The sequence below is a fragment of the Photobacterium sp. DA100 genome, assembly GCF_029223585.1.
Lineage (GTDB): Bacteria > Pseudomonadota > Gammaproteobacteria > Enterobacterales > Vibrionaceae > Photobacterium.
The window spans coordinates 3,152,011-3,174,298 of sequence record NZ_CP119423.1 but is presented as its reverse complement, the minus strand read 5'-3'; the positions used below and the strand labels follow the sequence as shown (position 1 = coordinate 3,174,298).

Here is a 22,288-nt window from a genome sequence, read left to right as displayed (position 1 = left end):
TTAATTCTTAATCTTATTTGAGCGCGGGCGTTGGAGGTTACTCTTGCGCCCGTAGCTGTATTAAGGCAGGTGACAGATAAGTATGTCAAAACGAGATTTTTACGAAGTTCTGGGCGTAAGTCGTGATGCGTCAGAGCGTGATATCAAGAAGGCTTACAAGCGCCTTGCAATGAAATTCCACCCTGACCGCAACCAGGGTGACGAGCAAGCGGCTGAGAAGTTCAAAGAAGTTAAGACTGCATACGAAATCCTAACGGATCCTCAGAAGAAAGCAGCTTACGACCAGTACGGCCATGCTGCCTTTGAACAAGGTGGTGGCGGCTTCGGCGGCGGTGGTTTCGGCGGCGGTGCTGACTTCGGTGATATTTTTGGTGATGTGTTCGGCGACATCTTCGGTGGCGGTGGCCGTCGTGGTGGCCAGCAGCGTGCGCAGCGTGGTGCCGACTTGCGCTACAACATGGAACTGACACTGGAAGAAGCGGTTCGCGGCTGCAGCAAAGAGATCCGTGTTCCTACCTTGGTTCACTGTGATACCTGTGATGGTTCAGGTGCCAAGAAAGGCACTTCAGCCACCACGTGTGGTACCTGTCACGGCAGTGGTCAGGTGCAGATGCGTCAGGGCTTCTTCGCTGTTCAGCAGACCTGTCCGCACTGTCATGGTCGCGGCAAGATCATCAAAGAGCCTTGTGGCACATGTCATGGCCAGGGCCGTAAGGAAGAAACCAAGACTCTGTCGGTTAAAATTCCTGCCGGTGTGGATACTGGTGATCGCATTCGTCTATCTGGCGAGGGTGAAGCTGGCGAGTTCGGTGCGCCAGCAGGCGATCTCTACGTGCAGGTTCACGTTGCGCAGCACAATATCTTCGAGCGTGACGGCAACAACCTATACTGTGAAGTGCCAGTGAGCTTCACTATGGCCGCGTTGGGTGGCGAGGTAGAAGTACCAACCCTTGATGGCCGTGTGAACCTGAAAGTGCCGTCTGAAACCCAAACTGGCCGTATGTTCCGCATGCGTGGTAAGGGCGTGAAATCTGTACGCGGTGGTGCTGTGGGCGATCTGATTTGTAAACTGGTGGTTGAAACCCCGGTTAACCTAAGCGCCCGCCAGAAAGAGCTATTGCAAGAGCTTGAAGAAACCCTAGGCGGTAAAGCGGCAAAGAAGCATAAGCCAAAAGCTGAAGGTTTCTTTGACGGAGTGAAGAAGTTCTTCGATGATCTAACCGGTTAATTGACCTGTTAGATTAGATATACGAAAAGCCAGCGCAAGCTGGCTTTTTTGTTTTTACCAGCAGTTACTGGGTGTAGTTGTGCCATTCCCTTTGATGGACAGCGTACCACAGGAACCAGCATCCTGCGGCCCTCCGCTTACGACATTGGCAAAGATCTCGTAGGTGGCATGTGGCGGCGATACAGTTGTAGTAAGGCTATAAGTATAACGGGGGGTATGAAAATTACATGCTGGGCATTCACTTGCCGAGATAGCCCCGTCTGTTAGTGTTCCTGCCCTTACTTGCTCTTCGGCCCATAGCTGCATCATCACTAGGTTAGTCTTTGCCTGGACGCGATGGCTTTCCACTAAATGACGGGTGTAAGCCGGGTAGGCAATGGCGGCTAGGACGCCAATAATGATTACCGCGATCATTAATTCGATCAGAGTCACGCCGCGTTGCTTCAATTGTGCCTCCCGTTGCTTTGATACTCGAAATGCCTCGAATGATTCTTTTTAAAAAATAAACAGCTACAGATGCAATGGTATCCTGACACGAGCTGTGGATCTTTGGCACATTATTGTTTTATTGGGTTTTTCGGAAATGACTCACATTGGTGTATCGCAAATTAAGCAACAGAGAAGGCAAAGATCTAACCGTGTCGCAGGCTTTACCTTAATCGAGCTTGTGATCGCGATAGCAGTGCTCGCGATTCTGGCGGCTGCGACAGCACCTTCTTTCCAGACTTTGCTGGAGCGCAACCGTGTGGTTCGTCTGGCCGAAGAATTGCAAGGGCTGTTAATGCAGGCTAAGTCTGAAGCGGTGATACGCAATGAGGAGTTGAATCTTGAGTTGGTGCGGGATGATGGGAATGATGTCACTAGCTATCATTCCGATGGTGAGTGGGTATTGGCGCTGCTGCCTTCGGCGGTTTCAGGCGCATCAATATCGGATACTGTTGGTAATGCTTATTCTGTTTTACAGGGGAATGGCTTTAAGCAAGTTTATGTCAAAGCTAATTATTCGACCACAGTTACTGTCAGCCCGATCAGGGGGACTTCCAATCTCCATATTACTTACCAGTTTTACGCGTCGGACCCGGCTCAAAGCGTCGAGGTTAAAATGAACCGGATGACGGGGCGCATTTATATATGTTCTGATTCGGGAGCTTATGGTTATGGTGTCTGTTAATAGGCAACTCGGTCTTTCGCTGGTGGAATTTACCGTTGCCGCTGCCGTTAGCATGATAGTTATCACCAATGTAGGGGCGGTATACTTTTCTGGCTTTAAGGTAATATCAGAAAGGGCAAAAAGCCTGTCTCTTTATCAGGATGTCAATGACGCATTGAGGCTGATGAAAGAAGAATTGGTAAGGGCTGGTTACAGTGGTGGAACTGGGAGTGTAGCTATGTTGTCAGGATCGAGCAGTACTGTCGAAATGGGGACTAATGAAATCGGCTTCGTCTATTTAGATGAAGCCGGTGAGTGGCGAGGCATTAAGTTTCATAAAACGACTTCACTGGCCGGTACAGAAACCGTTCAAATGTGCCAACGACGAGAAATAGCATCAACTCCCTCTTTTTCTTATGCCGATTTGTGCTCATCGGCGGAGGTCGCCGCAATCCTTCCTTATAAACAACTCGAAGTGAATAGTTTTAATGTTGTCAGCGATATTGTGTCTACAGCATCGGCGACCAGTTACAAAATAACCCTGACACTCGATGTCACCAATGGCATGCAGTCGTATGAGAAGCAGACAAGTTTTTTGGTAAGGAACTGGCAATGATACGTAAACAGTCTGGAATGATGAGCTTGCTTATTACCGCCATTATGCTGGTAGCGGCGCTTATGATGACGTTGGGGGCATCAAGAACAGTGTTTTATCAGATTAAGCGGGCCGATAATGAACTGGCGGCACGAAAGGCCTATTGGGCCGCGGAGGGGGGGCTTGAGTGTGCTTTTACTAAGGCTTCCGTTGATTTAGATCCAGCTATGCTTGATGACAGCATTTACCCGGGTTACCTTGCATCAGAATGCAAGTCGCCCCTAGCACTATCAGTATTAAAATACCAATTAAGTGGCACGCACTATGACGTTATTTCTGAATATAGTACCCAGGGTATAAAGAAGCGACTAGTTAAAACAATGGCATTTGAGGGAAGTGCCCCCGGAGCACTTAAGTCAACGGCTGATCTGTATATTTATGGATCGTCTGCATTTTCAACCCCCGATCCCGGTGTGCTTGGCCCGGAAGGATGGCAGTGCGTGGCGATAAATTACAAGCGTATTTTCTCATCACATTCTGGAGCTGCCAACCTAGGCCTGATTCATGGGGCCGCTCCTTATCAGGGCTTTGACTCTCAGGGTTTCGATTGTGCTGACAGTCATATGACAAATGTATCCAGTAATTCTGGTTATGGTGCAGATTTCGTACAAACAACAGGCCTTGACCCGTTTTTTGACATGTTTAAGCGGGACAAGTCGGACTGGAACGAGGTGCGAACAAGCAGTGAGTGGGGGTTTTCAACGATTAACGCGTCAAAAACGGTTTCGATTTCGGGGGTAGACTACGGAATAGTCGAGAATTGCGGAGAGAAACTTGCGAGTAAAGTCGAAGCAGGAGTGTCCCACATCTGGGTGGAGGGTTCGTGCGAGTTAACTTCAGGTGTTGGTGGGGGAGTAGAGAAATTATCAGAGGCTTTCACTAGTAAGGGGAATCCGGCCACATTTCTAATGATCCACGATGGTATCTTCTCAATTCAGGGTTCGATGACTTTTCCGGGGATGCTGTATCACCTGACAACAGACTTCACGCCAGTCGAAGCGCTTTGGGGTGAATTTGAAGCCAACAGCCATTTTGGTAATGCTGTATATTTCCCTACCCTGACAAAAGGTAACACTGTCTATTTTCAACGGGGGGCTTTTGTGTTTTCTGGTGGGCAGATACTTGATACCGAAAATCTCGATGCCTACTTTGCTCAGTCACTTAACTTTGCTTTTAACAAAGACAAAATCGATGATGTTACTCTCGTACTTCCGCCTGTATGGATAGAGGGCTCATGGCATGATTTCTAAGCAAAAAGGTTTTAGTTTGCTGGAGGCCGTGATTTCTTTGGCTGTGTTGTCGGTGGGGGGACTGGGATTAGTCCGAATGCAGAGCTATCTGGAACGAAAGGCAGACTATGCACTCAATTCTCTTGAAGCCATAGCTCTGGCTGAATCAAAACTCGATCACTACCGTACACGTTCAACAATTTCTGGTGCAATTGGCACAGTTTTGTTTGATGGTGCTTCTATGGCGGCGGGAATGTATCCAGAAAATGGCCTATCAGTTTCTGGCTCGGCTTATAGTTTTAACCGTAAGGTTTTTATAACTGACGCCATTTTACTGCCGGGAGCGACATCTGCGGCGGCAAAAACGATCAAGGTGAAAATAGACTGGACAGATCGCTGGGGTACACCCCATGCAATAGAGTTCAAGACAATGGTTTCTCGTTTTAGTGAGTTTAACTAGCAGTCTGATTTTCTTTAAAGTGGACGATTCAAAGAGAGGTTTCAGTTGATAGACTTCAGTAAAAAGGCTTCTGTTGGGTCGCTATTTAGCACCTTTGGTTGTGTTTTGTTCAAAAGGCTCTTTTTTATTAAAAAACTATTGCCCTCTCGAAATCTCTCCCTATAATGCCACCTCACTGACACGGAGCACGGCAACTTAAGCCGCTAACCAATCAGTATTGTTCTTTAACAATTTGACCATGCAATCTGTGTGGGCACTCGTGAAATGATAGTCAAAAAGAATTATCAATGAAACTGAGTGACCAAATCGAATCGCAAGATTCGGCACAGTCAATTCTTACTTAGAAATAAGTAATAACAGTATTCATTGAGCCAAAACTTTAATTGAAGAGTTTGATCATGGCTCAGATTGAACGCTGGCGGCAGGCCTAACACATGCAAGTCGAGCGGCAGCGACATAACTGAACCTTCGGGGGACGTTATGGGCGGCGAGCGGCGGACGGGTGAGTAATGCCTGGGAATATGCCCTGATGTGGGGGATAACCATTGGAAACGATGGCTAATACCGCATAATCTCTTCGGAGCAAAGAGGGGGACCTTCGGGCCTCTCGCGTCAGGATTAGCCCAGGTGAGATTAGCTAGTTGGTGAGGTAAGAGCTCACCAAGGCGACGATCTCTAGCTGGTCTGAGAGGATGATCAGCCACACTGGAACTGAGACACGGTCCAGACTCCTACGGGAGGCAGCAGTGGGGAATATTGCACAATGGGGGAAACCCTGATGCAGCCATGCCGCGTGTGTGAAGAAGGCCTTCGGGTTGTAAAGCACTTTCAGTTGTGAGGAAGGCATTGTCGTTAATAGCGGCAGTGTTTGACGTTAGCAACAGAAGAAGCACCGGCTAACTCCGTGCCAGCAGCCGCGGTAATACGGAGGGTGCGAGCGTTAATCGGAATTACTGGGCGTAAAGCGCATGCAGGCGGCTTGTTAAGCCAGATGTGAAAGCCCGGGGCTCAACCTCGGAATAGCATTTGGAACTGTCAGGCTAGAGTCTTGTAGAGGGGGGTAGAATTTCAGGTGTAGCGGTGAAATGCGTAGAGATCTGAAGGAATACCGGTGGCGAAGGCGGCCCCCTGGACAAAGACTGACGCTCAGATGCGAAAGCGTGGGGAGCAAACAGGATTAGATACCCTGGTAGTCCACGCCGTAAACGATGTCTACTTGGAGGTTGGTGTCTTGAACACTGGCTTTCGGAGCTAACGCGTTAAGTAGACCGCCTGGGGAGTACGGTCGCAAGATTAAAACTCAAATGAATTGACGGGGGCCCGCACAAGCGGTGGAGCATGTGGTTTAATTCGATGCAACGCGAAGAACCTTACCTACTCTTGACATCCAGAGAACTTTCCAGAGATGGATTGGTGCCTTCGGGAACTCTGAGACAGGTGCTGCATGGCTGTCGTCAGCTCGTGTTGTGAAATGTTGGGTTAAGTCCCGCAACGAGCGCAACCCTTATCCTTGTTTGCCAGCACTTCGGGTGGGAACTCCAGGGAGACTGCCGGTGATAAACCGGAGGAAGGTGGGGACGACGTCAAGTCATCATGGCCCTTACGAGTAGGGCTACACACGTGCTACAATGGCGTATACAGAGGGCTGCCAACTTGCGAGAGTGAGCGAATCCCAGAAAGTACGTCGTAGTCCGGATTGGAGTCTGCAACTCGACTCCATGAAGTCGGAATCGCTAGTAATCGTGGATCAGAATGCCACGGTGAATACGTTCCCGGGCCTTGTACACACCGCCCGTCACACCATGGGAGTGGGCTGCACCAGAAGTAGATAGCTTAACCTTCGGGAGGGCGTTTACCACGGTGTGGTTCATGACTGGGGTGAAGTCGTAACAAGGTAGCCCTAGGGGAACCTGGGGCTGGATCACCTCCTTAACGATATGACTGCGTTTTATGCAGTGTCCACACAGATTGCTTGGTCGAAAAGTAGAGAACATGTTCAGGTACCCAAACCTGAAAACACTTAGTCCCATTCGTCTAGAGGCCTAGGACACCGCCCTTTCACGGCGGTAACAGGGGTTCGACTCCCCTATGGGACGCCACGGGTCGTTAGCTCAGTTGGTAGAGCAGTTGACTTTTAATCAATTGGTCGCAGGTTCGAATCCTGCACGACCCACCATCTTCTCCTTTGAAGATGTAAAACATCGGAGGGCGATTAGCTCAGTTGGGAGAGCACCTCCCTTACAAGGAGGGGGTCACTGGTTCGAGCCCGGTATCGCCCACCACTCTCTAATCATTTTCTGCACGGATACGCAGATTCAATGAAGGTTAACTTTGTTGGGTCCGCTTTTTTGCCGCCGAAAATCATTAGAAAGTGGTTATCTAACGATAAACACATGCTCTTTAACAATCTGGAAAGCTGACTAGTAAATTGAATTTTTAAAATTCAATACTAATAGTTCTATCGAAAGATAGAACGAGTTCTCAAGCAACACACATTCAAGTGTCTTGTGTAAGAGTCCGGCGAAACACAGTTCATCACAACTCAGATGAACAACCTTGGTTGTTGAGCCATACGAACAGACCCCTTGGGGTTGTATGGTTAAGTGACTAAGCGTACACGGTGGATGCCTGGGCAGTCAGAGGCGATGAAGGACGTGCTAACCTGCGATAAGCCAAGAGAAGATGGTAAGAATCACTATACTCTTGGATTTCCGAATGGGGAAACCCAGCTGCATAAGCAGTTATCGTAACGTGAATACATAGCGTTGCGAGGCGAACCGGGGGAACTGAAACATCTAAGTACCCCGAGGAAGAGAAATCAACCGAGATTCCGGCAGTAGCGGCGAGCGAACCCGGATTAGCCCTTAAGCTAGTTTTGCGTCAGGTGAATGTGCTGGAAAGCACAGCGATACAGGGTGATAGCCCCGTAACCGGTAGCGCATTATCAGTGAAAACGAGTAGGACGGGACACGTGTTATCTTGTCTGAAGATGGGGGGACCATCCTCCAAGGCTAAATACTCCTGACTGACCGATAGTGAACCAGTACCGTGAGGGAAAGGCGAAAAGAACCCCTGTGAGGGGAGTGAAATAGAACCTGAAACCGTGTACGTACAAGCAGTAGGAGCCCTTCGGGGTGACTGCGTACCTTTTGTATAATGGGTCAGCGACTTAATTTTAGTAGCAAGGTTAACCGATTAGGGGAGCCGTAGGGAAACCGAGTCTTAACTGGGCGTACAGTTGCTAGGATTAGACCCGAAACCAGGTGATCTAGCCATGGGCAGGTTGAAGGTGAGGTAACACTTACTGGAGGACCGAACCGACTAATGTTGAAAAATTAGCGGATGACTTGTGGCTAGGGGTGAAAGGCCAATCAAACCTGGAGATAGCTGGTTCTCCCCGAAAGCTATTTAGGTAGCGCCTCGGACGAATACTACTGGGGGTAGAGCACTGTTAAGGCTAGGGGGTCATCCCGACTTACCAACCCTTTGCAAACTCCGAATACCAGTAAGTACTATCCGGGAGACACACGGCGGGTGCTAACGTCCGTCGTGGAGAGGGAAACAACCCAGACCGCCAGCTAAGGTCCCAAAGTTATAGCTAAGTGGGAAACGATGTGGGAAGGCTCAGACAGCCAGGATGTTGGCTTAGAAGCAGCCATCATTTAAAGAAAGCGTAATAGCTCACTGGTCGAGTCGGCCTGCGCGGAAGATTTAACGGGGCTAAGCTATACACCGAAGCTGCGGCAATGCATTTTATGTATTGGGTAGGGGAGCGTTCTGTAAGCGGTTGAAGGTGCATCGTAAGGTGTGCTGGACGTATCAGAAGTGCGAATGCTGACATGAGTAACGATAAAGGGAGTGAAAAACTCCCTCGCCGGAAGACCAAGGGTTCCTGTCCAACGTTAATCGGGGCAGGGTGAGTCGACCCCTAAGGCGAGGCCGAAAGGCGTAGTCGATGGGAAACGGGTTAATATTCCCGTACTTCTTACTATTGCGATGGGGGGACGGAGAAGGCTAGGTGGGCCTGGCGACGGTTGTCCAGGTTCAAGGGTGTAGGCTGTAATCTTAGGCAAATCCGGGATTACCTAAGGCTGAGACCCGATGTCGAGCCGCTACGGCGGTGAAGTCATTGATGCCATGCTTCCGGGAAAAGCCTCTAAGCTTCAGATAGTAAGGAATCGTACCCCAAACCGACACAGGTGGTCGGGTAGAGAATACCAAGGCGCTTGAGAGAACTCGGGTGAAGGAACTAGGCAAAATGGTACCGTAACTTCGGGAGAAGGTACGCTGCCGGCGGTGAAGAGACTTGCTCTTGGAGCTGCTGGCAGTCGCAGATACCAGGTGGCTGCAACTGTTTATTAAAAACACAGCACTGTGCAAAATCGAAAGATGACGTATACGGTGTGACGCCTGCCCGGTGCCGGAAGGTTAATTGATGGGGTTAGACTTCGGTCGAAGCTCTTGATCGAAGCCCCGGTAAACGGCGGCCGTAACTATAACGGTCCTAAGGTAGCGAAATTCCTTGTCGGGTAAGTTCCGACCTGCACGAATGGCGTAATGATGGCCACGCTGTCTCCACCCGAGACTCAGTGAAATTGAAATCGCAGTGAAGATGCTGCGTACCCGCGGCTAGACGGAAAGACCCCGTGAACCTTTACTACAGCTTGGCACTGAACATTGACCCTACATGTGTAGGATAGGTGGGAGGCTTTGAAACCAGCACGCCAGTGTTGGTGGAGCCGTCCTTGAAATACCACCCTTGTAGTGTTGATGTTCTAACGTCGCCCCGTTATCCGGGGTGCGGACAGTGCCTGGTGGGTAGTTTGACTGGGGCGGTCTCCTCCCAAAGCGTAACGGAGGAGCACGAAGGTGGGCTAATCACGGTCGGACATCGTGAGGTTAGTGCAATGGCATAAGCCCGCTTGACTGCGAGAATGACGGTTCGAGCAGGTGCGAAAGCAGGTCATAGTGATCCGGTGGTTCTGTATGGAAGGGCCATCGCTCAACGGATAAAAGGTACTCCGGGGATAACAGGCTGATACCGCCCAAGAGTTCATATCGACGGCGGTGTTTGGCACCTCGATGTCGGCTCATCACATCCTGGGGCTGAAGTCGGTCCCAAGGGTATGGCTGTTCGCCATTTAAAGTGGTACGCGAGCTGGGTTTAGAACGTCGTGAGACAGTTCGGTCCCTATCTGCCGTGGGCGTTGGATGATTGAGAGGGGCTGCTCCTAGTACGAGAGGACCGGAGTGGACGAACCTCTGGTGTTCGGGTTGTGTCGCCAGACGCATTGCCCGGTAGCTAAGTTCGGAATCGATAACCGCTGAAAGCATCTAAGCGGGAAGCGAGCCTCAAGATGAGTCATCCCTGAACCTATAAGGTTCCTGAAGGGTTGTTGGAGACTACGACGTAGATAGGCAGGGTGTGTAAGCGTTGTGAGGCGTTGAGCTAACCTGTACTAATTGCCCGTGAGGCTTAACCATACAACACCCAAGGGGTTTTAACGGACTCCATGAGCACTTGAATGTAGTGCGAGAACATCAGCTTTCGAGATTGTAAGAATTTTGCTTGGCGACCATAGCATTATGGACCCACCTGATCCCATGCCGAACTCAGCAGTGAAACGTAATAGCGCCGATGGTAGTGTGGGGCCTCCCCATGTGAGAGTAGGACATCGCCAGGCTCGAATTTTTGTTTGTGTCACTGACATGAACAGTAACAGATTTACTTAGCGACCATAGCACAGCGGTCCCACCTGATCCCATGCCGAACTCAGAAGTGAAACGTTGTAGCGCCGATGGTAGTGTGGGGCCTCCCCATGTGAGAGTAGGACATTGCTAAGTGCCAAATTGCAATATGCTGAATAGACACGCTGCGGAGCGGTAGTTCAGTTGGTTAGAATACCGGCCTGTCACGCCGGGGGTCGCGGGTTCGAGTCCCGTCCGCTCCGCCACTTATTAAGAAACCTCAGTCGAAAGGCTGGGGTTTTTTGCTATCTGACGCTCCCGAAAGTGCTGTGCACTTTTTCGCGGGCCGGGATGCCGGACCATCGATTCCCGTCCGCTCCGCCACTTATACTAAGCCCGAGTCGAAAGACTCGGGCTTTTTTACGTCTGTCGGATATGTTCGCCTTGCAGGCGAATGAGTCCCGCTTGTGCGCAAGCCCGGCCCTCCGCCATTTATTAAGAAGCCTCGTTAGAAATAGCGAGGCTTTCTTGTATCTGACGCTCCTAAAAGTGCTACGCACTTTTCGCGGAACTAAGCGTCCCCGCCGCAATGCCGGACCATCGACTCCTGGTCGTGTGCGACCCCAGCCCTCCGCCAATCATTAAGTCCCTAGCAGCAATGCTGGGGATTTTTCGTATGCTCAGTACAGCTATTTTAGCTTTTTGACTATAGTGCCCCAAAAGCTGCACATGAATTTAAGTTTTTAAAATCAATATTTTATTTTGGTAATGGTGTCGACCTAATCTAAGTTTTTCTTTTGTGCAGCAAAAGGGAGATTTTACTTTCAGGAGTTGAACGAGGGGCGGAGTCTCATTTTGGCAGGCTGTCCTGGCTTGGCACTCGCTGTCTTTTCCTATAACGGCTAAAATAGCCCTTCAGCTCAAATCCTATTCGTAACCCTTATTAGTAACAAAAGGTATGGCCATGACAGCGCCCCATAATGACACCACCCATGTAGACAGCGATCTGCTTACCGAAATTGCCATCGCCTATTACCAGGATGGGGCTACCCAGGAAGAAATCTCGAAGATGTTTGGGATGTCGCGAGCCAAAGTTGGCCGTTTGCTGCGCCGTGCCAGAGATGAAGGGGTGGTTGAAATCACCGTGAAGTACCACCCGGTGTTCAGTGAGAAGCTGGAGCAGCAGCTGGTAGAGCGCTTTAATTTGAAGCGGGCACTGATAGCCCTTGATCAGCCTGATGACGAAAGCCAGCGTCAGCAGGTGGCCAGTTTGGTGTCTAGCTATCTGTCCTCCATACTGACCGATGACATGGTGGTAACCGTTGGTCAGGGACGCAATATTGCCTCAATCGCCAGCCATGTCGGAGTCGTTCCTCACCGTAATTGCCGTTTTGTCTCGGGTATTGGAGGAACTCACCGCTCCGGTAATGCAATCAATGCCGACCATATCTGCCGCCAGCTGGCCAAGAAGTACGATGGCATCAGTGAGACCTTGTATGCGCCGGCCTATGTGGAAGATATTAAGGTAAAAGAAGCTTTTATGAAGAACGGTACGGTAAAGGAGACCCTGGATCGTGCAAGGCGCGCAGATGTGGCATTGGTTGGTGTCGGGGATATGAATGAGAACAGCCACATGGTGAAGTTGGGTTGGTTCACTCCCCAGGAGATTGTCGAAGCGAGGATCCGCAAAGGCGTGGTGGGTGATATTGCCGGTTATGACTTCTTTGATAGCCAGGGCCGACGTGCCGATACCATGATGAGCGACAGGGTGATCGGATTGAGTATGGAAGAGCTGCGCCATATACCGACAGTTGTGGTAACCGCTGCCGAGAACAGTAAGGCATTGGCCCTGCTCGGTGCGCTGCGCTCTGGTGTTGTGGATGTGCTGGCAACCAGCGTCAGCAATGCCCTGACCATTTTGAATTTGGATCAGCAGATGAAATAAAGATCGCCATCTTTTTTTCGACCCTAAATGATCAAGCTGCCTGCGGGCAGCTTTTTTGTTGCTTGCTATGCTGAAAAGTATGCGGATAAAAAAGTGACAAAGGAACAGACAGGCATGAGGTATTTTTTTTCCCTATTGTTGGGTATTGCGTTGGGCTCGTCGGTATCTGCCAGCCCGTGGGAAACAGTTAAGGCCCCGAGCCAGGGCGAGTCGGAGTCGATCGGCACCTACAATAACGGATGCCTGGCAGGGGCCGAGCCATTACCTCTGGCGGGTGAAGGCTATCAGGTGATGCGTTCGCAGCGGGGGCGATATTACGGCCACGAATCGATGATCCGTTTCCTCCATGATTTATCAAAAAGCGTTCATAAACTCGAGCTGGGCCAGTTGTTGGTGGGTGATATCGCGATGCCTCGGGGTGGGCGTTTTTCGTCGGGCCACAACAGTCACCAGACCGGCCTCGATGCGGATATTTGGCTCAAGCTAAGCGATAGACCACTCAGTGAGGAAGAGCTGATTGACGTTCAGCCTCTGCCGATGGTGCACATCAAGCAATACAAGATAAACAAGAAAAACTGGGGAGATAAACAAGCCTTGATGGTTCAGTTGGCCGCAGCGGATGAGCGTGTGGCGAGGATATTTGTCCATCCGGTGATCAAAGAGCAGCTGTGCCAGAGTGAATGGACGGATAGGGATTGGCTGCAGAAAGTCAGGCCGTGGTGGGGGCATTATTACCACTTCCATGTCCGGCTCCATTGCCCAGACGGGGACAGCAGTTGCAAAGCCCAACCTGCACCTCCGCCGGGTGATGGATGCGGAGCAGAGCTCGCTTCCTGGAAACCCAAGCCAAAACCGAAAAGAGAAAAAGTTGCCAAGGTGAAGAAAAAGCCCAAAGCGAAACCCATTCCGCCAGCACAGTGCCTGGCCTTGCTTAGAAAAACAAGCGAGGGGCTAAAATGAAGAGACAAAAAAAGCGCCGTCCGGCGCTTTTTGCATTATGCCAAACCCTGTAGGGTGACAAACTTTTCGAACAGGGCTTCTTCTGTCTCGACGTTGTCAGGATCGGTAATGATACAGTTGGTGATTGGACACACCGACTGGCACGTCGGCTTGTCGTAGTGTCCTTTACACTCGGTGCATTTGTCTGGGTCGATTTCGTAGATTTCGGCCCCCATGGTGATCGCCTCGTTCGGACACTCGGGATCACACATGTCGCAGTTAATGCACTTACTGGTAATAAGCAGTGCCATGGTGATTATTTACCGTCTTTTGGTGCGTGTGGGTTACGGGTGTTCTCACCTGAGTTTAGGTTACGCATCAGCAGGCCGTATTCCAGATCCATATCTTGAGGTACTGGGATAAACACGAAGTGGCCGTTACCCTTGGCGTCAGTTACCGCTTCAGACTTGCGGTTTTCCATCGCTTCAAGGGTGAAGATCACGTTGCCCTGCGGTGTCATTAGCTCAAGGCTATCACCGACTACAAACTTGTTCTTCACTTCTACTTCTGCCAGATCACCACGGCGCTTGCCGGTGAACTCACCCACGAACTGCTGGCTGTCAGAGATTGAGTAGCCGTAGTCGTAGTTCTGGTAAGCATCATGGGTGTGGCGGCGCAGGAAGCCTTCGGTGTAACCACGGTGGGCTAGGCTTTCCAGAGTACCCATCAAGCTTTCGTCGAATGGCTTGCCTGCGACGGCGTCATCAATCGCCTTACGGTAAACCTGTGCAGTACGGGCACAGTAGTAGAAAGACTTGGTACGACCTTCGATTTTCAGCGAGTGAACACCCATCTTGGTCAGGCGGTCAACGTGTTGGATAGCACGAAGATCTTTTGAGTTCATGATGTAGGTGCCGTGCTCGTCTTCGAAGGCTGCCATCTTCTCTTCCGGACGGTGCGCTTCGCTTAGCAGTACCACTTCATCGGTTGGCTTGCCGCGGCCGATTGTTGTCTCAGGACGCTCGTCCTGTACTTCGATTGCTTGGGCATCGCTTGGGTTGAACTCTTCAACGATCTGGCCGGCGTCGTTTTCAGTGCCTTTTTCCACTTTGTATTCCCAGCGGCAGGCATTGGTGCAGGTACCCTGGTTAGGGTCACGCTTGTTGATGTAGCCAGAAAGTAGGCAGCGGCCAGAGTAAGCCATACAAAGTGCACCGTGGACGAATACTTCCAGCTCGGTGTCAGGGCAGTGTTCGCGGATCTCTTCGATTTCTTCCAGAGACAGCTCACGAGAGACGATCACGCGCTCGACGCCATTGGCAGCCCAGAACTTCACGGTTGCCCAGTTAACGGCATTGGCCTGAACCGATAGGTGGATCGGCATATCAGGGAAGTTCTCACGCACCATCATGATAAGGCCTGGGTCAGACATGATCAGTGCATCCGGGCCCATTTCCACAACAGGCTTCAGATCGCGGATAAAGGTTTTCAGTTTTGAGTTATGTGGCTGAATGTTACATACCACGTAAAGCTTCTTGCCCTGGGCATGCGCTTCGTCGATACCGATCTTCAGGTTCTCGTGGTTGAACTCGTTGTTACGAACGCGAAGGCTGTAACGTGGTTGGCCGGCGTAAACAGCATCTGCACCATAGGCAAACGCGTAGCGCATGTTCTTTAGGCTGCCCGCAGGCGATAACAATTCAGGTTTAAACATAGCTCTTATATTCCAGTGTCTGATTGCAAATCAGGCCGTATCGCAGGGGGATACGGAGTTGAGGCGGGATTTTACTGTGATCTACCCCCCAATAGCAATGTTATTGCCGAATTAGGCAATCTTTCTTGGCTAGAGACTGTAAATGGTTATTTGGAAGGGATTAGCCGAAGGGAGAGATGTACTGTAAGGATGACGAGAAAGTGAAAAATGTGGCACTGAGAAAATCAGTGCCACGAATGATAAAGGCTGGTTAAGCTTTGGCTTCCAGGCCGCCAAGCACCTCGAACAGGTTCGGCAAGAATGCGGAGAATTCGCCAGCCATCAGTGATAGATCGGCATCGATACGCTGGGCCATCTCGTCGCGGTCGATATCGTCATTCTGCTCTTTCAGCTCGTCGGAGAACTTCAGGCGCTTGATAGACAGATCGTCAGCCAGAACGAAGTCGATGCGGTCCTGCCAGTTGATAGACAGCTTGGTCACCAGCTTGTCGGCTTCGATGTGGGCCATGATCTCGTCGCTCGACAGATCCTGCTGCTTACAGCGGATCACACCGCCGTCTTCCAAAATTGCTTTCAGCTCGGCTTCTTCGCCGATAGTGAAACCGTCCGGCGAAGTGTTCGAGCGTACCCACTCGGTCATGGTCAGCTCGGCAGGTTTTTCTGGTGTTACCGGGATAACTGGCAGGCTGCCGATCGATTTGCGTAGCAGCGCCAGCAGATCTTCGGCTTTCTTGAAGCTACCGGCATCAACCAGCACATAACCTTGTTTTGGCATGATCAGCGCGTAGGTCTGGCTCTTGCGGCTGAAGGCTCGTGGCAGCAGATCCATCACGATTTCGTCTTTGATGGTGTCTTTTTCGCTTTTCTTTAGCTTGCGGCCTTGTTCAAGCTCTTGTGCTTCCACTTTCTCGTTCAGTGTTTCTTTGATCACTGACGCTGGCAGCATTTTTTCTTCTTTGCGGGCACAAATCAGGATGTTGTCACCAATTACATGGGTGAACATGTCGCCGTGCTTACCCAGCGCATGAACCCAGCCAAACTTTTGCTGATCCTGGCTGCCACACGGGGTGAAGCGGAACTCTTCCAGCTGTTTTTCCAGTTGGTCAGGATTGAGGTCGATCTCGCGGCTGAAGCGATAGGTAAGTACGTTTTTAAACCACATCATGGCTGTTACAAATCCTTGGTTGTGCATTTGGCTGTCAATCTTATTGCATTGGTCGGCTTTTGTCTTAAGTTTTCGTGCTCTGCTGCTTGGGCATACCGCAAAGTGCGGTACAATCCAAACAAGTGTTTCCATAACGGCATATCGACCGCAATGAAGATCCTCCATACCTCAGACTGGCACCTGGGTCACCAGCTGCACGGCTATAACCGCGATTTCGAGCACCAGGCTTTTCTTGATTGGCTGGCGCAAACCCTTGAACAAGAGCAGGCCGACGCCCTGCTGGTGGCCGGTGACATTTTTGATACCGCCAACCCGCCGGCGAGTGCCTGGCGGATGCTGTATCGCTTCTTGGCCCGAATGGCGAAAAGTATGCCGGCGTTGAATGTGGTGATGATCGGCGGCAATCACGACTCGCCGAGCAAGCTGGATGCCCCGCATGAACTGCTCAGGGCATTCGACCTGCACATTGTCGGTGGCATTCATCGTCTTGCTGATGGCGAGCTGGATACCGAGCGGATGCTGGTCCCGCTGACCAACAAGGCGGGGGAGCAAGCCGCGTGGGTACTGGCCGTACCGTTCCTGCGCAGTGCTGATTTGCGAACTGAAGATCTGGATGAAGAAGACGATCGTCTGATCAAAGGGGTGGAAAGCTTGTATAGCGAGATGACCGAGGCGGCGCGCCAGATCCAGAAGCCGGAGCAGGCCCTGATTGGCATGGGCCATGCCTATATGGCCTCGGGCAAGTTGTCGGAAATGTCCGAGCGCCGGGTTCTGGGCGGTAACCAACACGCTTTGCCTGCCTCGATCTTTGCCGATGATATGGCATACGTAGCGCTGGGCCATCTGCACTTGGCCCAGCGTGTGGCGAAGAAGGAACAGGTACGTTACAGCGGCTCGCCGCTGCCGCTGTCGATGTCCGAGCGGGGGTACAACCATCAGGTGGTCATGGTGGAGCTCGATGGCGCATCAGTGGCCAGCATCGCGCCGCTGTCCGTGCCGCGTGCCGTCGATATGCTCAAGGTACCGTCGTCTCCGGCACCGCTCGAGCAGGTGATCGAAGAGCTCAAAGCGCTGGATGTTGATGAGCGCCCGCGAGAAGAGCAACCGTTTTTGGAAGTGCATATCCAGCTGGATAAACCACAGGCGCTACTGCGGGAGAAAGTGCTCGAAGCGTTGGAAGGCAAGGCGGTCCGGCTGGCCAAGATCACCCCGCATTACTTGCAGCAACAAGCACAGAATGGCCTGGGCCAGCGCCGTCTTTCCGATGTTACGCCGCAGCAGGTATTCAGTTTGAGCTGGAGCCAGAAGTATCAGGGTGAACCGGACGAGGCGATGGCGGCGGCTTTTGAAAGCCTGCTAATTGCCGTGGAAGATAGCGACGCTGTTGAGTCATAAACTTAGCCAAGAGAAGAAAGAGAATAACGATGAAAATCTTAGCGCTACGTGGTGAAAATCTGGCGAGCCTACAGCAGCCATTTGAGATTGATTTTGCCGGCGGTCGCTTGGGCGACGCGGGCTTGTTTGCCATTACCGGCAAGACCGGAGCCGGTAAGTCGACCTTGCTTGATGCGATTTGTCTTGCCTTGTACGACCGTATTCCCCGTCTGCAATCGAACAAGAAAAATGATGCGGAAATCGGCCGAGATGGCGACAGTGGCCGGATCAAGGCCAACGATGTCCGCAGTATCTTGTCACGCGGCAAGGCCGAGGGTTATGCCGAGGTTGATTTTGTAGCCAATGACGGTAGCCACTGGCGGGCGCACTGGCATGTACGTCGGGCTCGAGGCAGGGCTGATGGCCGTATCCAGGCGTCGGAGCAGTGGCTGGAGAGTCTCGAGACCGGCCAGCGCTTTGCCGGCAAGAAAGCCGAACTGCAGGCGGAAGTCGAACGCTTGGTCGGCTTGTCGTTCGAGCAGTTCCGTCGGGCGGTGATGCTGCCGCAGGGGGAATTTGCCGCGTTCCTCAAAGCGGGGGCGGATGAGCGTGCTGCCTTGCTGGAGCGAATGACTGGCGGTGAGATCTACGGCCGACTGTCGATGGCAGCCTATGAGCGGGCACGGGACGAAAAGCAGAAACTCGACGCTCTGCAGGCCCAGCTTGGTGATATTGAGCTGCTTGACGATGAGCAAAAAGCGCAATTGACCGGGCAGTTGGCGGTGCTCAAGCAGCAGCTTGGCCAGTGGGAGCAGTCAATCAATGCGTTGGCGCAGCATCACCAGGCGCTGCAAATCCAAGCGAGGTTGCACCTGCAGCAGCAGGAAGCCGAGCAGGCGTTGGTTAAAGCCGAAGAGCAACTCAAAGAGGCTGCTCCTCGCCAAGAGCAGCTGAAACAAATAGCCAAAGTCCAACCTGCCCGCAGTGATTTTTCCCTGTTGCAGCAAACACAGTTGCAGCTGAGTAAGCTGCAGGCATCGCTCGCCAGGGCAACAGACGAGCTGGCTCAGCACAAGCAAGGGCTGCTGGAGGCGGACAGTCGCGTACAGGGCACCAAACAGGCGCTGGCGAAAGCCAAGCTGCATTGGGATGATTTGGCGCCGAAACTCAAGCAGGTCGCGTTGCTCGATGAGCAGTTAGCGGCCGGGCAGCGTCAGTTGGCCGATCTGGATACCGATCACCAGCAGCAGCTCAAGCTGTTTAATGAACAGCAGCAGGCTACGGAGCAGAAGAAACGCCAGCGCCAGCAGTTGCAGCAGCGCCACCACCAGTTGGCGATGGTGCTTGAGCAAAATCGTGAGCTGGCCGGCGTTGCTGAGCAGTATCAGCCGGTACTGGATAACCTGGATCAGTACTTGTCCGCCCATAGGACACTGGCGACATTGTCGCGAGAAAAGCAGCAACTGCAGTTCGAGCAGCAATCCCATGACCGCAATGCGGCCATGCTGGAGGCCCAGCAAAAAGAAGTGGCAGGTCAACTTGACGCGGTCAACAAGCTGCTGGAGGAGCTCAAGGTCGAGCAGCAAGAGCAGGCGATCGCCGACAGCCAGAAACAGTTTGCCAGCAAACAGGCCGAACTCGATGTCCTGCGTCAGGCGATGTCGGGAACCAAAGAGTGGTCGACTCTGCTCGAGCAGGTGGAAAAACTCAAGGCTGAGCATCAAGAGCTGACCCACCTCAAGCAGCAGGCCGAAGCCCGGCTCGAAGCGCTGGTACCGGACATGGACCAGCTCCTTGCCCGCTATCAAGAGGCCGAGCAGCAGCTGCAGCAAAGCATGGCGGTGGTGAATCTTAATGAGTACCGTAGCCACTTGAAGCCAGAGGCTCCTTGCCCATTATGCGGCTCTCTTGAACACCCTTATGCCGAGCAGCATCCAGTTGTGGAGGGCTTGCTGCACAGCCAGCAGCAGCGCTTGCGTGAGTTGCAGCAGCAACTGCAAAACGGCGAGGGCGAGCGCCGCCACCTGCAGCAGCAGTTGCCGCAATGCCAGCAACGTCTGGCGGTGATTGATAATGAACTGGCTCGTTACCGGGCCTACAGCGATCAAATTGTCAGCCAGTTGCTGGCTATGCTTGAGCAGGCCGAGTTGTCGACCCCGCTCACCGCCGAGGCTGGCAGTGACCACCTTCATAACCAGCTGGTTCAATGGCAGCAGCAGGCGGAGCAGGCGTATGTCGAGATCCGGGCATTGCAGCAGGGAATGGAAACGGCCCAGCAGCAGCTGCAGCAGGGGCGCCAGTTGCAGTACCAGCGCCAGCAGCTGCAACAGGCGGAAGCCGAGCTGAAAGAACATGTGCATCAGCAGTCGCAGGCGAATACCCAGCGCACCGAAAGGCTGCAGTCGATTGAGCAGCAGAGCCAGACTCAGCAGGATATCTTGCTATCCCGTGGTGAGGCCCTGAATGAGCAATACGGAAACGAGCAATGGCTTGATATGCTGCGCCAGCACGGGGCCGAACAGTATATCCAGCAGCTCAAGCAGCAGGTGGAGCATTACCTTGCAAGCCATAAGGCGCAGCAAGAGGTGGAGCGAGAGCTGCATGAGCTGGCCCCGCAGCTTGCCGAGCTGGAAGCGAGTATGGCGGCGAGCTATAAGCAGGCACTAGAGAAGCAGCAAAAAGCTGAGCAGTTGCAGCAGCAAGTTCAGTCACTGTGGCAGCAGCGTGTCGGTCTGTTCGGTGAGCAGGCGGCCGATGCGGTAGAACAGCAAGCCAAAATGGTTTTGTCCGAAGCTCAGCAACAGCACGAGCAAGCCGAGCAGGCACAGCGTCAGGCCGGAGAAGCCATGGCGGCAGCGACAGCTGCACTGGCCGGCCTGCAGCAGCAAGAGAAGGAGCTATCGGCAGAGCATCGCCAGATTGTTCATAACTGGCTTGGCTGGCAAGAAAAGTTGGCGCTCAACGAGCATCAGCTGATGCAGCTGCTCAGCAAGGACGAAGCGTGGCAGGCCCAAGAGCAGGCGGCGTTAAGGGCCCTTGATGATGCCCGCACCGAGGTGGCAACTCGGGTGCAGGAGCGTGCCGCGGCACTTGCACAGCACAAGGAGGCCACGGTGTTGGCCGAGCAGTGGTTTGTCGAACACCAAATCGATCCGGTAGCGTTGGTGGCAGATGATGGCCCTGTACGCCAGCTACGAGAACAATGGGGCACGGAAAAACAGTCTTGCGATGAGCAGATTTTCCAGTTGCGCCAGCGCTTGGCGATGGCCGAGCAAGCCTTGCAGCAGGCCGGAGAGCTGACCGAAAAAATGGCGGCGCAGCAAAAGCAAACCGAGCTCTGGCTGCAGATGAGTGAGCTGATCGGTTCGGCGACGGGCAACAAGTTCCGCACCTTGGCCCAGGGTCTGACTCTGCAGCAGTTGGTGATGCTGGCCAATGAGCATTTGCATGACTTGGCGCCGCGCTATGCGTTGCAGCCAGTGCCAAACAGTCCGCTGGCTTTGCAGGTCGTCGACCATGACATGGGCGATGAGGTGCGCAGTGTCGAGTCGCTATCCGGTGGTGAAAGCTTCCTGGTGTCGCTGGCACTGGCACTGGCACTGGCCTCTCTGGCAGCCGATACCCGCCAGCTCGGGTCGCTGTTCATCGATGAGGGGTTCGGTACGCTCGATCCTGACAGTCTGGAAATGGCATTGGCCTGCCTTGATGCCTTGCAGGCCGATGGCCGTCAGATCGGGGTAATTTCCCATGTTGGCACCTTGGTGGAAAGGATCGGTGTACAGGTTGCTGTTGAGGCGCAGGGAGGCGGCCGGAGCCAGATCAAGGTGAAGGGGTAATTCCTAATCATCTTTTTTATCAGTATGTTGCAACTAAGTGCTACAAGGTGCTATATGACAGTATGATATACGTTCAGTTACGTATTTATCCGTGAAAGTCACAAAAGTGTCATACTTAACACACATAATGGCGCTCGAAAGACAGCAAATAATAGGTATTGATTACGATGGTAAGACGGATTCTTGTTGTAGAGGATGAAGCTCCAATCCGCGAGATGCTTTGCTTCGTTCTCGAGCAGAAGGGATATCAGGCGATTGAAGCCGAAGATTATGACATGGCGCTGGAGAAACTGTGCGAACCGTATCCGGAGCTGATTTTGCTCGACTGGATGTTGCCAGGTGGCTCGGGAATAAATCTTATCAAGCACTTGAAGCGTGATGAAATGACCCGCCAGATCCCGGTCGTTATGTTGACTGCCCGCGGCGAGGAAGAGGACAAGGTGCGAGGCTTGGAAGTGGGAGCGGATGACTACATCACCAAACCCTTCTCGCCGAAAGAGTTGATGGCACGCCTCAAGGCCGTGATGCGCCGCGTATCACCGACGTCATTGGATGACGTGATTGATGTGCAGGGCCTTAAGCTTGACCCGGTGTCTCACCGCGTGACGTCCAATGAACAGCCGCTGGACATGGGGCCGACCGAGTTTAAGATGCTGCACTTCTTCATGACCCACCAAGAGCGTGTGTACAGCCGCGAGCAGCTGCTGAACAACGTTTGGGGTACCAATGTGTATGTTGAAGACCGCACGGTTGACGTACACATCCGTCGCCTGCGTAAAGCGTTGGAGACCGGTGGTCACGACAAGTTGGTTCAGACGGTGCGCGGAGCGGGTTACCGTTTCTCGACCCGAGTTTAGTAGTCACAATCAAGCAGGCGCACGGCGGGTAACGCGGTGACGGAGTTA

Annotated in this window: 14 protein-coding genes, 4 tRNA genes and 4 rRNA genes; 18 read left to right on the top strand and 4 right to left on the bottom strand. The window is 52.5% G+C overall.

Annotation, left to right across the window (positions count from 1 at the left end; all coding sequences use genetic code 11):
• Window positions 1–82 precede the first annotated feature (82 nt).
• Complete coding sequence (dnaJ, locus tag PTW35_RS14515; RefSeq protein ID WP_281025594.1) at window positions 83–1,228, top strand: molecular chaperone DnaJ; 1,146 nt, start codon at window positions 83–85, stop codon at window positions 1,226–1,228.
• A 54-nt stretch (window positions 1,229–1,282) separates the two neighbouring features.
• On the opposite strand, the gene PTW35_RS14510 is transcribed toward dnaJ, so the two are convergent.
• Complete coding sequence (locus PTW35_RS14510; protein WP_281025593.1) at window positions 1,283–1,675, bottom strand: prepilin-type N-terminal cleavage/methylation domain-containing protein; 393 nt, start codon at window positions 1,673–1,675, stop codon at window positions 1,283–1,285.
• Between the two features lie 136 nt (window positions 1,676–1,811).
• Here PTW35_RS14510 and PTW35_RS14505 point away from each other — a divergent pair, with 136 nt between their 5' ends.
• From PTW35_RS14505 to mepA, 14 genes are all read left to right on the top strand, one after another.
• Window positions 1,812–2,399, top strand: a complete 588-nt coding sequence (locus tag PTW35_RS14505; protein ID WP_281025592.1) for a GspH/FimT family pseudopilin — start codon at window positions 1,812–1,814, stop codon at window positions 2,397–2,399.
• Complete coding sequence (locus PTW35_RS14500) at window positions 2,386–2,994, top strand: hypothetical protein (RefSeq protein WP_281025591.1); 609 nt, start codon at window positions 2,386–2,388, stop codon at window positions 2,992–2,994. Before PTW35_RS14505 ends, PTW35_RS14500 begins: the two co-directional genes overlap by 14 nt.
• Entirely contained in the window at window positions 2,991–4,283 is a 1,293-nt protein-coding gene (locus PTW35_RS14495; RefSeq protein WP_281025590.1) for a hypothetical protein, read from the top strand. Before PTW35_RS14500 ends, PTW35_RS14495 begins: the two co-directional genes overlap by 4 nt.
• Window positions 4,273–4,722, top strand: coding sequence for a prepilin-type N-terminal cleavage/methylation domain-containing protein (locus tag PTW35_RS14490; RefSeq protein WP_281025589.1), 450 nt, complete (start codon window positions 4,273–4,275; stop codon window positions 4,720–4,722). Before PTW35_RS14495 ends, PTW35_RS14490 begins: the two co-directional genes overlap by 11 nt.
• Before the next feature lie 380 nt (window positions 4,723–5,102).
• Window positions 5,103–6,654: ribosomal RNA gene (locus PTW35_RS14485) — 16S ribosomal RNA — on the top strand.
• A 91-nt stretch (window positions 6,655–6,745) separates the two neighbouring features.
• Window positions 6,746–6,821: transfer RNA gene (locus tag PTW35_RS14480), tRNA-Glu, on the top strand.
• Between the two features lies 1 nt (window position 6,822).
• Window positions 6,823–6,898, top strand: a tRNA-Lys gene (locus tag PTW35_RS14475).
• Between the two features lie 30 nt (window positions 6,899–6,928).
• Window positions 6,929–7,004: transfer RNA gene (locus PTW35_RS14470), tRNA-Val, on the top strand.
• 315 nt (window positions 7,005–7,319) lie between these two features.
• Window positions 7,320–10,206, top strand: a 23S ribosomal RNA gene (locus PTW35_RS14465).
• Between the two features lie 84 nt (window positions 10,207–10,290).
• Window positions 10,291–10,406 (top strand): 5S ribosomal RNA (gene rrf / locus PTW35_RS14460).
• A gap of 44 nt (window positions 10,407–10,450) precedes the next feature.
• Window positions 10,451–10,566 (top strand): 5S ribosomal RNA (gene rrf, locus PTW35_RS14455).
• The 16S, 23S and 5S rRNA genes sit together here with 4 tRNA genes alongside, the layout of an rRNA operon.
• A 33-nt stretch (window positions 10,567–10,599) precedes the next feature.
• Window positions 10,600–10,676: transfer RNA gene (locus PTW35_RS14450), tRNA-Asp, on the top strand.
• 698 nt (window positions 10,677–11,374) lie between these two features.
• A complete protein-coding gene (locus tag PTW35_RS14445; protein WP_281025587.1) occupies window positions 11,375–12,355 on the top strand; it encodes a sugar-binding transcriptional regulator in 981 nt (326 codons plus the stop codon).
• A 114-nt stretch (window positions 12,356–12,469) separates the two neighbouring features.
• On the top strand, window positions 12,470–13,315 hold the full coding sequence (gene mepA, locus PTW35_RS14440; protein ID WP_281025586.1) for a penicillin-insensitive murein endopeptidase: 846 nt from the start codon (window positions 12,470–12,472) through the stop codon (window positions 13,313–13,315).
• A 35-nt stretch (window positions 13,316–13,350) separates the two neighbouring features.
• On the opposite strand, the gene PTW35_RS14435 is transcribed toward mepA, so the two are convergent.
• The 3 genes from PTW35_RS14435 to rdgC all read right to left on the bottom strand — a co-directional run bounded on the left by PTW35_RS14435 (window position 13,351) and on the right by rdgC (window position 16,170).
• Window positions 13,351–13,605: a YfhL family 4Fe-4S dicluster ferredoxin gene (locus PTW35_RS14435; protein WP_281025585.1), complete on the bottom strand. Its 255-nt coding sequence runs from the start codon at window positions 13,603–13,605 to the stop codon at window positions 13,351–13,353.
• Between the two features lie 5 nt (window positions 13,606–13,610).
• Window positions 13,611–15,008, bottom strand: coding sequence for a tRNA 5-hydroxyuridine modification protein YegQ (gene yegQ / locus PTW35_RS14430; protein ID WP_281025584.1), 1,398 nt, complete (start codon window positions 15,006–15,008; stop codon window positions 13,611–13,613).
• A 250-nt stretch (window positions 15,009–15,258) separates the two neighbouring features.
• Entirely contained in the window at window positions 15,259–16,170 is a 912-nt protein-coding gene (rdgC, locus tag PTW35_RS14425) for a recombination-associated protein RdgC (RefSeq protein ID WP_281027521.1), read from the bottom strand.
• Window positions 16,171–16,323: 153 nt separating this feature from the next.
• Here rdgC and PTW35_RS14420 point away from each other — a divergent pair, with 153 nt between their 5' ends.
• The 3 genes from PTW35_RS14420 to phoB all read left to right on the top strand — a co-directional run bounded on the left by PTW35_RS14420 (window position 16,324) and on the right by phoB (window position 22,240).
• Window positions 16,324–17,568: an exonuclease SbcCD subunit D C-terminal domain-containing protein gene (locus tag PTW35_RS14420; protein ID WP_281025583.1), complete on the top strand. Its 1,245-nt coding sequence runs from the start codon at window positions 16,324–16,326 to the stop codon at window positions 17,566–17,568.
• Between the two features lie 29 nt (window positions 17,569–17,597).
• Entirely contained in the window at window positions 17,598–21,383 is a 3,786-nt protein-coding gene (locus tag PTW35_RS14415) for an AAA family ATPase (protein ID WP_281025582.1), read from the top strand.
• 167 nt (window positions 21,384–21,550) lie between these two features.
• Entirely contained in the window at window positions 21,551–22,240 is a 690-nt protein-coding gene (gene phoB, locus PTW35_RS14410; RefSeq protein ID WP_039469114.1) for a phosphate regulon transcriptional regulator PhoB, read from the top strand.
• The last annotated feature ends 48 nt before the right edge of the window (window positions 22,241–22,288 follow it).

Coding starts and splice junctions, on each gene's coding strand:
- dnaJ (WP_281025594.1), top strand. CDS start 83: ATGTCAAAACGAGATTTTTACGAAGTTCTGGGCGTAAGTCGTGATGCG.
- PTW35_RS14505 (WP_281025592.1), top strand. CDS start 1,812: ATGACTCACATTGGTGTATCGCAAATTAAGCAACAGAGAAGGCAAAGA.
- PTW35_RS14500 (WP_281025591.1), top strand. CDS start 2,386: ATGGTGTCTGTTAATAGGCAACTCGGTCTTTCGCTGGTGGAATTTACC.
- PTW35_RS14495 (WP_281025590.1), top strand. CDS start 2,991: ATGATACGTAAACAGTCTGGAATGATGAGCTTGCTTATTACCGCCATT.
- PTW35_RS14490 (WP_281025589.1), top strand. CDS start 4,273: ATGATTTCTAAGCAAAAAGGTTTTAGTTTGCTGGAGGCCGTGATTTCT.
- PTW35_RS14445 (WP_281025587.1), top strand. CDS start 11,375: ATGACAGCGCCCCATAATGACACCACCCATGTAGACAGCGATCTGCTT.
- mepA (WP_281025586.1), top strand. CDS start 12,470: ATGAGGTATTTTTTTTCCCTATTGTTGGGTATTGCGTTGGGCTCGTCG.
- PTW35_RS14435 (WP_281025585.1), bottom strand. CDS start 13,605: ATGGCACTGCTTATTACCAGTAAGTGCATTAACTGCGACATGTGTGAT.
- yegQ (WP_281025584.1), bottom strand. CDS start 15,008: ATGTTTAAACCTGAATTGTTATCGCCTGCGGGCAGCCTAAAGAACATG.
- rdgC (WP_281027521.1), bottom strand. CDS start 16,170: ATGTGGTTTAAAAACGTACTTACCTATCGCTTCAGCCGCGAGATCGAC.
- PTW35_RS14420 (WP_281025583.1), top strand. CDS start 16,324: ATGAAGATCCTCCATACCTCAGACTGGCACCTGGGTCACCAGCTGCAC.
- PTW35_RS14415 (WP_281025582.1), top strand. CDS start 17,598: ATGAAAATCTTAGCGCTACGTGGTGAAAATCTGGCGAGCCTACAGCAG.
- phoB (WP_039469114.1), top strand. CDS start 21,551: ATGGTAAGACGGATTCTTGTTGTAGAGGATGAAGCTCCAATCCGCGAG.